The sequence below is a fragment of the Actinomyces sp. Z16 genome (genome assembly GCF_003111765.1).
Classification (GTDB): Bacteria; Actinomycetota; Actinomycetes; order Actinomycetales; family Actinomycetaceae; genus Actinomyces; species Actinomyces glycerinitolerans.
Window position 1 is genome coordinate 3,128,396 of record NZ_CP027862.1, and the last position, 13,468, is coordinate 3,141,863.

A 13,468-nucleotide genomic window follows, 5' to 3' on the forward strand; every position below is an offset into this window, starting at 1 on the left:
GGGTCGTGCATTTGCAGGCAATCTGTTGCGGCCGCAGTCGGCGGTCAGTCGAAGTCCTCGACGCGCCACTCGTCGTGCCAGTCGATCCGGACGCGGTCGTCGTCAAAGCGAATCGGGAGCCAGACATAGTCGGCCACGGCGGTGTCGGCGCCATTCAGTTCATAGAGAGAGGCCTCGACGGCGGGGCTGGGCGCGGGGTCCAGGATTGTCTCGGCGTCGGCGCGCTGCCCGCCCATGGGCCTGAACCGCTCGGCGAAGCCCTGCTGCACCAGGCGGGCGTCACCGTTCCAGGCGGGCAGCCAACGGTCGGCCAACGCGATGTACAGGTCCTGTTTGCCCGGATGCCGGAAGACCGACGAGATCTGCGAACGGTAAGAGGTTCCGGTGATATCACCGGCGTGTGGATCGCCCTGCTCACTCCACGGCCCGTGGTAGCTGGGAGCGGTTGCGACCATGGATGGGTTGGGCAGGTAGCCGGTGGTCCCAGAGGTGATCAAATAGTGGTGCCCTCCCCGCTCGAAGTATGCGGGGGCCTCACGCACGTAGGGAGGTTGCAGCCGGGGGAAGTGGGTGGAGTAGTAGCCGGTGACGTCGGTGTAGTCGGTGGTGAGGTCGGCGCAGATCAGTTCGGAGTGGACCCGTTCGTAGTAGTAGTAGCCCTTGGCGTCGGTGGGGTCCACGACCAGGTCGAAGTCGCCGGCGTTCATGCCCAACGGCTTGAAGTCTCGGTGTGCCATCCGGTAGGGGCCGAGCAGATTGTCCGCAACCAGCACGCTGGAGCGCTGCCCGTGTCGGCTCATGACCTTGACCCAGCATACGAACAATCCCGTCTCCGCATTGAAGACGATGTGTGGACGGTCCAGCTTCGCGGCCGGGTGGAGCGGGGAGGAGGGATCGTCCGGCTCCGGCGGGATGATCAGCCCACAGTCCTCCCAGTTGTACAGATCGGTGGAGCGGTAGGCGCGCACACCCCAGTGCCAGGTGGAACCGTCGGGGGTGGTGCGCTCCTTGTTCTCGCCGTACCAGTAGTAGACGCCGTCGACGACGATGATTGATCCGCCATGGGCCTGGATGCGTTTGCCCTCGGTGTCGTACCAGGGACGTCCGGGAGTGAAGCAGGTGCGGCGACACACACGCCCCGCATCCGGTAGGGACTCCGGGTGAATGGACGGAAATGCTGCGACGTGGAAAGGTGACGCATCCGCATCATTCGTGCCGGCCACTGGCGGGTGGTTCGGAACGTTCATGCTCATCGCAGCTCCTTGATGGCAGCACCTATCACGGTCTCGATCCGCTCCCGCAGGCCAGGTGGGGCGAAACGGGGGTCAGGCGTCAACTCGGGGGCGATAGTCGACGGCGGCCGGTCGAGCAGCGGTCGCATGCGACGAGCCAGACCGGCGGAGTCGACGGTGAGGTCCCCGGCGTCCGCCATTACTGCGATGAGCGCCTCCCAGGCGGCGGGGTCGTCCATGAGTTCGCGCACGGTCCGGGGGCGCGGCCGCTCGCGGGCGGGCAGCGGCGCCGCGAAGGCATGATGGCCGGGGCCGATGTCCACGGCCGCAGTGTCCGGTGAGTGGTCGGGCAGGCGGACCGTGCCGGTCACGCCAACGGGCAGGTCCGCCGTGAGCTCCAGGACGCCGTTGTGAACCTCCCAACTCACGGCGATCCGACCGTAGGGACTCAGGTGGCTGGTGGCGGCGGAGGTGACGCCGTCGATGGGCGCAGGCGCAATCTCAACGTGCCCCCACCCCGGTACTGCGGGCGACAGTCCCGCCAGGCCCCGGTGCAGCCAGTCGGCGACGGCGCCCAGCGCGTAGTGGTTGAAGCTGGTCATCTCCCCGGGGTTGATGTCCCCGTTGGGAAGCATGGAGTCCCAACGCTCCCAGATAGTGGTGGCCCCCATAGTCACCGGGTACAGCCATGATGGGCACTCGGTCTGGAGCAGCAGACGGCCGGCTACGTCGGCGTGCCCGGTGGCGACCAGGGCCGGGATGACCAGCGGGGTGCCGACGAAGCCGGTGGCGATGTGGAATCCTGACAGGCGCACCAGATCGGCCAGGCGTTCCCCAGCGAATGCCCGCTGCTGCGCGGTCGGGAGCAGGCCCCAGCAGATGGCGAGCGCGTAGACGGTCTGGGCGTCGGAGTGGATCCGGCCGGCGGGGGTGACGAAGGCGCGGTTGAAGGCGGCACGTGCTTCATCGGCCAGACGCCGGTAATGCGCTGCGACGACGGCCTCGTTAAGTCTGTCTGCCGTGTCGGCGACGACGCGGGCTGAGCGGGCGAAATAGGCGGTGGCGACCACGTCGGGGTCGGCCTTCGCGTCAGCCGGACGGTCCGGTGGGGCGGTCGGATCCAGCCAGTCGCCGAACTGGAAACCACCAGACCAGATGCGGTCCTCCCCGGCCAGCGCGGCAACGCGGTCCACCCAGGCGCGCATAGAGGGCAGCTGGGCACGCAGCACCTCAGGGTCGCCCGTGGCCTCGTAGACGGCCCAGGGCACCAGGGTGGCGGCGTCTCCCCAGGCGGCTGCGGGAGCCTGCCTCACGGCCGGTTCGAAGGTGGGGGTGAAGTGCCGCACGCCTCCGTCCGCGTACTGCTCGGCTGCTAGGTCGGTCAGCCAGGACTGCAAGAACGAGGTGGTGTCGAACAGGTAGGCGGCGGTGGGTGCGAAGGCCTGAATGTCGCCGGTCCAGCCCAACCGCTCGTCGCGCTGGGGGCAGTCGGTGGGGATGGAGACGAAGTTTCCGCGTGTCGACCACACGACGTTGTCATGCAGCCGGTTCAGGAGCGGGTGGGAGCAGGCGAAGGTGCCGGCCGGTTCCAGGTCGGAGCCGATGATTATCAGTTCGATGTCCTGGGCGGCCAAGTCCGGAACACCGGAGACCTCGGCATAGCGCAGCCCATGGAGAGTGAGCGTGGGCCGGAGGACGTGTTCTCCGGCGTCGGGCAGGATCCAGGTGTCGGTGGCGCGCGCCCCGCGCAGGGGGCGGGTGCCGAGTTCTCCGTCCTCGAGGACCTCGGCATGGCGAATGGTGATCTCGGTGCCAGCTTCCAGCCCGCGGACGGTCAGACGGGTGACGCCGACGGCGTTCTGTCCGAAGTCGACCAGAGTCTTGCCGCTCGGCGAGTTCCAGACCCGCCGGGCGGGCAGAGCGCCGGTGGGACGGATGCGGGGCGCGGCCTGGGGAACGAGCTTTGGAGATGTCGCGCCACGAGCGGCGCCGGACGGGGCGGCGGACACGATCTCAACTCGGTGGGCGGACGCACCGGAGTCGGCCAGACGCAGGTCCGTGGTCTGCCCGTCGTACAGGTCATCGGCGACGACGGCGGACTCGGCGGCGGTCCAGGACTCGTCGGTGACGATGACAGTGCGGGTGCCGTCGGCCGCGGTGAGCTCGAGCTGGGCGGCCAGGGCGAGCCGGTCGCCGTATACCGCCGCGTCGCCCAGGTAGCCGAGGTGTCCGCGCCACCAGCCGTTGCCGAGGAGCACATCGATCCGGTTGGTGCCGGGCTGCAGCAGTTCGGTGACGTCCCAGGTGACCACTTGGAGCCTGTGGGTGTAGGAGGTCCAGCCGGGGTTGAGGACGGAGTCGTCCACGCGTACGCCATTGATGCTGGGCTCACAGACGCCGTGGGCGGTGGCCCTTAGACGGGCTGTGAGTAGACCGTCTGGCACCTCGATCGTCCGGGAGACGACGGGCGCTCGCTCGCCGACGCCGCCGATGTCGACCGGGGCGATGAAGGCGGCCTCCCACTCCGCGGCATCGAGGAGGGCCGCCTCGACCTCGACCCGGGCGGACCACGGCGACCACGCCGAGTCTTCGGCGCTCGCGGGCGGCGCGCCCGCCCCGGGTTGCGCGGCTTCTGCGCCGCTGGGAAAAGCGGCGCGATCGACGTGGTCCGTCCTCCCGCGCACGCGGATGCGGACGGTAGCGGATTGGCGGGAGGCCAGCGGCGTCGTCGGCCAGGGCACAAGGATCTGCTCCGCGGACTTGACCGTCGCCACTTCGGTTTCGTGTCCCTCCCCTCCTGCGCGGGTGACCTCCACCTCGTAGCCCTCCTGACGCCACCCGTCGGGAGCACCGCTGATCCGCCATGACAGGCGTGGCGTGGCGGTTTCGACGGCCAGTAGTCGTGCGGCGGCGCGATGATGCTCGAAGCGCAGATCGACGACTGACGGGGCGGTGTGAGCGGACATTGCGGAGTCTCCGGAGGGTTTGGTGGATAAATGGACGGTTGGCGGTAACGCCCTACCCGGTGGACGCGAGGAGGAACGACCACCGGGTAGGACGCCGGGGTCATGCGGTGTGTGCCAGGGCGAGGCGCGCCCGGCGGCGGGACCGCTGTTTGACCGGGTCGGCGACGGGCGCCGCCATCTGCAGCCGGCGCGTGTACTCGTGCGCCGGTGCCGTGGCCACCTGGTGCGCGTCGCCGAGTTCGACTATCCGTCCCTGGTACAGGACGGCGATGCGGTCGCTTACGCGGTTGACCACGCCGAGGTCGTGGCTGATGAACAGGTAGGCGACGCCGGTGGCCTGCTGGATGTCCTCGAACAGCGTGAGCACGCGGGCCTGGGTGGTGACGTCCAGGGCGGAGGTGGGCTCGTCACAAATGATCACGGCGGGGTCCAACGCGAGCGCCCGCGCGATGGCGATGCGTTGGCGCTGGCCGCCGGAGAACTCGCGGGGGTAACGCCCCGCGGTGTCCGCAGGCATGTTGACGGCGTCGAGCAGCTCCAGGACTCGTTTCCGGGAGTTCTCAATGCCGGCGGCCTGCAGGGGTTCGGTGAGAATGTCGCCGATTCGCATGGCGGGGTTCAGCGAGGTGTACGGGTCCTGGAAGACGACCTGAATGTCTCTGGCGATGGCGCGGCGCTCACTGCGGGAGACATTGGAGATGCGTCTGCCGCGGAAGCGGATTTCCCCGCCTGAGACGGGGGCCAGGCCCAGAATGGCGCGGCCGATCGTGGTTTTGCCGGAACCGGATTCACCGACCACGGAAAGGGTCTCGCCTGCGTGCAGGTCGAGGCTGACACCGTGAATGACGGTGGTGCCCGCACCCCGCTTGGCACCCGGGAAGGTGACGACGAGTTCATCGACTTCCAGGAGTGGAGTGCCGGTGGACTTGGCTTGGGCCTTCGTGCTGGTCATGACTCGACCTCCATGAGCTCGACGCTGAGGGAGGAGGACAGCAGGTCGCGCGTGTACTCCTCGCGGGGGTGGGCGAACAGGGATTCGACGTCCTGAGTCTCGATGATCTCCCCGTCCTTCATGACCGAGACGGTGTCGCACAGGTCGGCGACGACGCCGAGGTTGTGGGTGACGAAAATGAGGGCGAGGCCGCGCTCGCGGGCGAGCTCGCGCAGCAGATCCAGGACCTCGGCCTGCACGGTGACGTCCAGGGCGGTGGTCGGCTCGTCGGCGACGATGACATCCGGCTCGCATGCGAGTGCACCACAGATGAGTACCCGCTGGGCCATGCCACCGGAGATCTCGTGCGGATACAGGCCCATGACGCGTTCGGCGTCGTCGATGCCGACGGAGTGCAGTAGGGAGATGGTCCGCTCCCGTATCTGTTCCTTCGACAGGTCGGTGACGGCGCGCATGCCGTATGCCAGCTGTTTGCCGATGGTGAAGGACGGGTCGAGGTTGCTCATGGGCTCCTGCGGCACGTAGGCGACCTTATGTCCGCGGGTGGCCTGCATGGCCTCCTCGTCGGCGAGCACGTCGACGCCGTCGATCATGATCGTGCCGCCCAGTTTGAGCGCTTCCTTGGGGAGGATGCCCAGCACCGAGAAGGCGATCTGCGACTTGCCGGATCCAGATTCCCCGACGAGCCCGTGAATCTCTCCCTTGTGCACATCCAAATCGATACCGTGAACGACCTCCCGGAAACCACTGTCGGTGGTGTAGCCGACGCGCAGACCGCGGATGGAAACGGCGGCCTGCGGGTCCGGGGCGGCGACGACGTCGTCCCGGTGAGCGGCGATGGTGACCTCCAGCGCATCGCGGCGCTGGCGGCGGGTGACGACGCGCGCCCGGGCGGAGGCCTGAAGCGCATCGGACAGGGCATTACCCAGGAGAATGAGGGCGAGGATGGTCACCGAAATGACCAGAGCCGGCCAGAGGACGGCGACGGGGTTGTTGTAGATGCCGTTGAAGGAGACCTGGAGCATGACACCCCAGGAGACGCCGGCCGGATCGCCGAGCCCGAGGAACGACATTCCCGCCTCGGTGCCGATGCCGGAGGCGAGGATGAAGGCGCCCTGGATGACGATGGGGGCGCGCACGGCCCACAGGATGTGGCGACCGATGATGCGGGCGTCGGACAGCCCGACAACGCGGGCCGCGTCGACGTAGAGCTCGTTGCGTACCGAGACGACCACAGAGCGCACCAGGCGGTAGTAGGTCGGCGCGGTCAGTAGGCCGAAGACGGCCATCATGACCGGGATGTTCGGGCCGGTGACCGCGTACAGGGCGATGAGCAGGATGATGGAGGGCAGCGACATGAGCACGTCGGTTACGAAGCCGGCCACGGTTTCGAAGCGGCCGCGGTAGAAGCCGGCCACGAGTCCGCTGCTCACGCCCACTGCAAGGGAGACGCCGAGCATGAGCAGGCAGGAGACGACGGTCTGCCGGGAGCCCCAGATGAGGCGGGAGAGGATATCCCGCCCCGAGCCGTCGCCGCCGAGCGGGTGCCCGGGCGTACCCGGGGCCGCATTGGTGGCGGCGAGGTCGGTGACATTCGGGCCGTACCGAGCCAGCAGCGGGGCGAAGATGGCGGTGAGGACGACCGCTGCCACAATTAGCAGGCAGATGTCCGCGAGGGGGTTGCGCAGGAGTCGGAGTAATACGCTGCTATCCGTGGTCTGTCTGCCATCGTCGGCGGAGGTATCTGTAACAGGATCTGAGACGTTTGTTTCGGTTGTGGGAGTTGGCGTGCTCATCGTGTTCTCGCCTTCGGGTTGAGGAGGGTGATCGCAAGGTCGCCCAGGAAGTTGACGATCAGTACGATGACGGCGGTAACCAGGACGGTCCCCATGACCATGGGTACGTCGAATATCTGCGCCGAGGAGTTGGCGAGCTGTCCCAGACCCGGGAGCGCGAAGACCTGCTCGATGAATACCGCCCCGCCCAGGAGGGAGAAGACGGTGAGGCTGAGGACGGTCAGTCCCGGTGCAGCGGCGTTGCGCAGCACATGGCGGAAGATGACGGCTCGCTCGCTCACGCCGCGGGCGCGCAGCGTGCGTACATAGTCCTTACCGAGTTGATCGAGGGTGGCGGTTCGGAACTGCTGAGCAGCGCTGGAGACGGCGCCGATGAGCAGGGCGAGCACGGGCAGGGTGATGGATGCGGCCCACCCTCCCGGCGACACGTCCGGGGATACATAGCCGGTGGCCGGCAGCACCCGCCAGAAGATCGCAAAGAGGAATACCAAGACGATCGAGGTGATGAATGAGGGAACCGCGGTTCCAAGGATTGAAAGGAATTGGAGTATCCGGTCGATCCGACCGCCCTTGACCGCCGCGGTGACACCCAGCAGCACGCTGAGCAGTGCCGTGAGGACGAGTGCGACAGCGGTGATGGCCAGGGTGACGGGCACGCGCGTGGCCAGAGCCTCGGTCACGGACTGGCCGGTGTAGAAGGAGCGGCCGAGGTCTCCGGTGAACAGGCCCTGCACCCAGTGCCCGTACTGAACCAGGAGGGGCTGGTCGAGCCCTAGTTCGACCATCTTGGCGGCCACATTCTCTTCGGTGACTTCGGCCTGCATCCCCATGACCGCCCGTGCAATGCCCGGGCCGTTGCCGTACATGAGGAAGAAGACCACGAAGGTGACAACCACGAGGACCACCACCGATCGCAGCAGGTTCCTCAATACCGAGGTGAGCATGATCAATACTTCCTGTCTGGTTTCCAGCCTGTGCGGCGATTTACTGGAAGTCGCGGAGCTTGGGGGCCAGGCCTTCAATATCGGAGACGTTGTCAATGACGACGTCGGCGGTGTGGGCGTAGAAGGAGGTGGGGTTGACCATGGGGGCGAACCAGGCCTGGTCGATGATGTACTGGTTGATGGCCTTCTGCGCGGCCTCGGCCTCCTCGTCGGTGCCGGTGCAGATGATGTCCCACTGTTCGTCGACGTACTCGTCCTTCTGGTGCTCAAGATTCCAGTAGCCGGTGTCGCGTACCACGATGTCGATGTCCTGGGCGGAGTCGCCGATATTGCCCAGCTGCCACAGCACCACCGGGTAAGTACCCGAGAGCAGGTCGCCGATGGCGTTGGCTCCGGTTAGCGGCACCTGTTTGACGGTGATGTTCAGTTCGGCGAGCTGCTGGGTGACGTAGGGCATGAGCACGTCGTGGTTCTGGCCATCCATGGTGGGTAGCTCAAGCTCGAAACCCTCGGCGTAGCCGGCCTCGGCCATGAGGGACTTGGCCTTGTCTACGTCGAAGGGGTACGGGTCGGCGAGGTCATCTAGGTATGCAGTGGAACCGGGGCGGAAGATCTGGTGGGAGACCTCGCCGTGGCCGGCGTAGAGGTTGTCGACCATGGCCTGCTTGTCGAAGACCATGTTGATGGCCTGGCGCACGCGGACATCACCCAGAGCTGGGATGATCTCGCCCTTGTGGTCGGTGAGCAGCAGCCGGGTGGTCTGACCGTTCATTTCCTTGACCTCGAACCCGGAGCCGGTCACCTCGTCGTAGGACTGGGCGTTAACCAGGGTGCCGTCGATCTGTCCGGTCTTGAGGGCGTTCAGCGCGGCGGTCTCGGAGGCGTACACCTTGCAGACGAGCTTGGCGTAGGGGTAGGCGTCGGCTTCCCAGTACTCCTCGTTCTTGGTGAAGGAGTACACGGATCCGCGGGTGGTTCCTGCCTCATCAAGCAGATAGGGGCCGAATCCCACGGGCTTGTCGTTCAGGTTGCCGGAGTCGATCAAATCGGGCGAGGTGAGTTTGACCCGGGAGACTCGGTCATTCATGAGGGGCTGCGGCTCGGGCCAGGTGAGCGTGATGGTCTGGGCATCAGGAACATCGAAGGTGATGCCCTCGTACAGGCTGCGCGTGGCCTCATTGGTAGCGGCGAACTCGAAGTTCGCTCTGACGGCCTCGGCGTCAGCTGTAGCACCGTCGGAGAAGGTGGTGCCCTGGCGCAGGTGCGCCGTGAAGCTCCTGCGGTCGTCGCTGATCTCCCAGGATTCAGCCAGGCTGGGCTCGAGCTCGCCGAACTCGTTCGGACGGCACACCAGCCCCCAAATCGCCTCTCCCGGCCAGCCCTGATAACCGGGTTGATTGTTGGGATCCCAGCCTTCGATATCGGCGGTCATGCCAAGGGTGAGAGTGTCCTTGGCGCCTCCGGAGGCCGCACCGCCGCCGGTATTGTTGGCTCCTCCGGTGCAGGCGGCGAGTATCGCACTGATAGTTACAGCAGCGGAGCCGGTGAGCATGGAGCGACGGGTGACGAGTCGCATGATGTCCTCCCTTGGACGGATGGGATACGAACTCCTGGCCGAGTCGGCGTCGACTGTCGGCCGGAACCTTGCACAACCGGACTGTGCAACGTTCTACGACGACGATAGAACCTCCGAAGACGGTTGTCAAGGAGATGGTCTCGCGACGCAACATACACGAGAGTCGGCCACTCAAGCCCCCAGACCTGCCATCTCGCGCAACGACCGCGACAGCCACGCCACCATCTCACGCTATGTAGAACGGTGCACTACATCTAGAATGCCCACGTGTCCGCATCTCCCTTACCATCAGGCCAGTCGAAGCCCCGCAAGCGCGCCACCATCAAGGATGTTGCGGCCGAGGCCGGGGTTTCGGTCGCCGCCGTCTCAAAAGTGCTCCGGAACGCCTACGGTGTCTCCGACCAAATGCGGCAGCGGGTAGAGGCAGCGATTGAGAAACTGGACTACCGCCCACGCACCGGAGCTCGCACCATGCGTGGCAACTCGCAGACGATCGGTCTGGTGCTGACCGACTTCGCCTCACCCTTCCAATTCGAGGTGGCCGAGGCCATCGCCTCTCGACTCAACGAGACCCAGTACCAGGACATCCTGACAATCGCCGGCACTTCACCTGAAGGCTACCGCAGACGCATCGATTCGCTTGTGGATCTGCAAGTCGACGGCATCATTCTGATCTCCCCCAGGCTCGACATGGCGTCTCTCAATCGACTGGCCAAGACCATGCCCCTGACCACGGTGGCGCTCCACGGGGAGCCGGAACTCTTCGACACCGTCGTCACCGACGAGCATCATGGCGCACAGCTCATGGTCGACCACTTGGTGTCGCTGGGACATGAGTGGATCGCTCACACCACCATGCCACTCTCCAGCGTTGAGAACGGTTATCTACTGTCGCAAACGATGAGGCGCCGAGGATTCGTCCGAGCGATGGAAAACCACGGGCTCACCCCGGACGTCATTGAGACCTACTACTCGGAAGCCGGGGGACGTGACGCCGCCGAACGTGCACTCACACGACGGCATCGCCCTACCGCCATATTCGCCGGAACCGACGCCGTCGCCTTCGGAGTACTTGATTATATCGAAGAACAAGGCCTGACCGTCCCCGGGGACATGAGCGTGAGTGGCTACGACAATGTCCACACCACGGCCTTGCGGCGCGTCTCATTGACCACCATCGACCAATCGGGGGAGCAGACCGGCAAAGCAGCGATCGACCTACTGTTGGAACGGATCAACGGGCGCGCTGAGCCGACCCGGCGCATCATCGAGCCCACGTTGGTGACTCGTAGCACAACCGCGCCTCCCCCTGCCCGCCGGTGACGCCTCGCCGGGGCCATCCTGTTCTCGCGCGCGGCAGCCCCGACCTGCGACACCCACAGCACGGCCCGGAGGCGTGCGAACGACCTCGGCACGCCTCCGGACCGGACGCAGTCAGCCGCGTCGTCGAGCCACCAATAGCGCGCCGAGCGCGAGAACGGATACAGCACCTGCCATCAGCGCTACTGCCGGTACACCGGTCCGGGCCAATATCTTCGCCGAGCCACTCGCCGCAGATGGCGTCGGGGTCGCCGACACCGCGGCGCCGGGCACTGTCGCGCTCGCAGTCACTGCGGTACTCGGCGCGATGGTGGAGGCCGACTGCACTGCGGGGCGGGTCGCGAGCGGCGTAGGCGCCGCATCGGTGGCCGAGGGTGTCGACATCGGAGTCGGGTCCGACTGGCCCCCGGTTTCCCGCACAACCACGCGGACCCGGGCGAGGTTCTGCACCTGGGCGAAAGAATCGGAGTTTTCTGCGGCAGCCGACGTCGCCCGCACGGTGACCCAGTAGGCACCCGGCTCAGCAAATACGTGCTCGACACTCGCACGTACGTTTTCCTCGGACGTCTGCATAGCCTCGACGTAATCACCGGTTCCGGTGAACTCCCAGTCGATACGGACCACCTCTCCTGCGGACGCCGGCATATCGGCACTCACCTCGAATCGGACCGGTTGCCCGACTTCAGCAGTGGTGGTGTCGGCAGCAAGAGTCACCACGGGCTGCACACCCGCCCGCTCCGCCGCTGTGGACGGCAGGACGACCTGACCGCCGGCAACGGTGTATGAGGTGGAAGACGCCGGCTCGACGTCTTCCTCCACCCACGCCACCAGTTCACGCAGGGCTCGTTGCACCATGGGATCGTAGGAAACGATCCGGGTCGACTTCTCGCCGGTTACCGGGCCTTCGAGGTGATCGGCGTTCTCGTTTACGTAGATCCGCAACCGCTCGTCCACCCCCGCATCGCCCTGGGCCGAACGCACGCGCTCGACATACCAGGGAGCGTGCCAGGTGTAGGCGTCGACGTCCTGCAAGTTCGACACCAGAATGACTTTCCCCTGGAACAGGCCCGAGTAGGTGGCACCACCCGAGATCGAACTCGCCATCATGCCTGCAATGCGCGACTGCCGCTGCGGATAGAGCGGCTCACCGGCGTCGTCGTAAAAGCGGTTATATACCGTGAAGCCCTCCTCCTGGGGCGGAAGTTGGTGGCGGTAATAAGAGCGCACCGCTATCGACCAGCGGTTGTCGGCAGCGATCTGTGTACCTTCCGCCAGCGCCGCCAACGCCGCCGCATCGCTCCCCTCATCCAGGTGAATGCGTCCGGTTGTAGCGTCGAGCGTGCCGACAAGCTCTCCCACGGGGGCGCCATCGTTATCCAGTACCTGCATGTCGAGGCCTTCATCCAAGGCACCAGCGGGAAAACCCTCCGTCATGAGCGCGGCCGGGGACCCGGCGCCGTCGCGCTCCACAGCAGTGACGGAAAGAGTCGTATCCACCAGTGCCGCTCTGACGACTTCACCCAACGGGGAGTCTTCGGTGCCGAGGTAGCCGGACTCATTCCAGAAATCGTCGGCGTAGGTCGGGTCCATCCTCTTCACCATTGCGACATAACCGAGCAGACCGTCATCGAAGCTGTAGCCAAGAAGGTAGTCGGGGTCCTCCCAGCCCTCGAGCTGGACGCCCAGGGCAGTCATCTCCTCCAGCATCAGGGTCTGCGCATCGTTCAGACCGGCGTACGGATCGGAGCCGTTGAGTACGGCGCCGGAAATCTGCTGGCGCACGTCACCGAGAACCAATCGTCCCATCGCGCGGATGAAGAAGTTATTGGGGATGGACACGGGCGTGCCCATTACCGTGGGGACAAAGCCGTCCCAGACGCCGGTGGTGTTTTCGACGGCACCGACGGTCTGGAAGGAACCACCAGAGGGCCCATACAGGTAGCCGTAGATATGGCGCCCATCGTCGCCGTAGTAGGAGGCGGCGATCTCACGGGACACTTTGGCGGCCGCCGCCGCGTGCCTGTAGCCGCTTGAGCCGGAGGCTTGGACGGTGTATCCGCCGGAGTTAACACCGAACAGGATCGTCTCATCCGCGGCGTTCTCATCGGTGAGCGGGTAGGTGTATTGGAAGAAGCGGCCCTGCCACTGCCCAGCGGGAGGCAGGTAAACGGCGAACCGCGATGACGTCCCCTCGAAGTAGCCCCGCACAATGTGCAACGTTGTCGGCGAGGTAACATCCTCCTCCGATTCGATGACAGCATCGGCGTAGGTAGCGTCGAGGCACTCGGCAGTGACAATAACCGCACCCGTAGTCGAAGTAGCACACGACTCACCACTCCCCAGAGGCGCCGCGGCGGCGCGGGCGACCGGCATACCGCCGGCCATCAACGACAATGCGCAACACAGGAATGCCCCCAGCCACAGCAGACGCCCCGGTGGCGTAATCATGCGGCGTATCCCTCTACGCCAGCCACCCCAGAGCGGGCGACGCCGTCGCGACGATGTCGGTCGTAGTTGAGAGGGCGGCATTGGCTTCTCTGTCATTGGTCTTCCTTCATGCAGTCACCCCGCCGGGTGGCCCTAAACGCGCACACCGTCATCGACGGCGCGAACCGTGAACGGTCGACCCGGAGGAGGCGCCAGCGCCCCTTCAGTTGTTCGTAGACCGTTCTACATACGGAA

At 65.9% G+C, this 13,468-nt stretch carries 8 protein-coding genes; 1 reads left to right on the top strand and 7 read right to left on the bottom strand.

The window, feature by feature from the left end:
* Window positions 1-44: 44 nt before the first annotated feature.
* From C3B71_RS13050 to C3B71_RS13075, 6 genes are all read right to left on the bottom strand, one after another.
* Window positions 45-1,253, bottom strand: a complete 1,209-nt coding sequence (locus C3B71_RS13050) for a family 43 glycosylhydrolase (protein ID WP_199912512.1) — start codon at window positions 1,251-1,253, stop codon at window positions 45-47.
* Window positions 1,250-4,198, bottom strand: a complete 2,949-nt coding sequence (locus tag C3B71_RS13055; protein ID WP_108968609.1) for an alpha-L-rhamnosidase — start codon at window positions 4,196-4,198, stop codon at window positions 1,250-1,252. Before C3B71_RS13055 ends, C3B71_RS13050 begins: the two co-directional genes overlap by 4 nt.
* Window positions 4,199-4,298: 100 nt before the next feature.
* On the bottom strand, window positions 4,299-5,150 hold the full coding sequence (locus C3B71_RS13060) for an ABC transporter ATP-binding protein (RefSeq protein WP_108968611.1): 852 nt from the start codon (window positions 5,148-5,150) through the stop codon (window positions 4,299-4,301).
* A complete protein-coding gene (locus C3B71_RS13065) occupies window positions 5,147-6,946 on the bottom strand; it encodes a dipeptide/oligopeptide/nickel ABC transporter permease/ATP-binding protein (RefSeq protein WP_108968613.1) in 1,800 nt (599 codons plus the stop codon). The genes C3B71_RS13060 and C3B71_RS13065 overlap by 4 nt, the downstream gene beginning before the upstream one ends.
* On the bottom strand, window positions 6,943-7,890 hold the full coding sequence (locus C3B71_RS13070) for an ABC transporter permease (RefSeq protein WP_108968615.1): 948 nt from the start codon (window positions 7,888-7,890) through the stop codon (window positions 6,943-6,945). Before C3B71_RS13070 ends, C3B71_RS13065 begins: the two co-directional genes overlap by 4 nt.
* Window positions 7,891-7,930: 40 nt before the next feature.
* Entirely contained in the window at window positions 7,931-9,466 is a 1,536-nt protein-coding gene (locus C3B71_RS13075; RefSeq protein ID WP_108968617.1) for an ABC transporter substrate-binding protein, read from the bottom strand.
* Between the two features lie 267 nt (window positions 9,467-9,733).
* Between C3B71_RS13075 and C3B71_RS13080 the strand changes: the two genes are divergently transcribed.
* Window positions 9,734-10,789 carry a LacI family DNA-binding transcriptional regulator gene (locus C3B71_RS13080; protein ID WP_108968620.1) on the top strand — a complete coding sequence of 352 codons (1,056 nt, stop codon included), beginning with the start codon at window positions 9,734-9,736 and terminating at the stop codon, window positions 10,787-10,789.
* A 111-nt stretch (window positions 10,790-10,900) separates the two neighbouring features.
* Here the strand turns inward: C3B71_RS13080 and C3B71_RS13085 are convergent, their stop codons facing one another.
* A complete protein-coding gene (locus C3B71_RS13085) occupies window positions 10,901-13,234 on the bottom strand; it encodes a PKD domain-containing protein (RefSeq protein ID WP_159097705.1) in 2,334 nt (777 codons plus the stop codon).
* Between the last annotated feature and the right edge of the window lie 234 nt (window positions 13,235-13,468).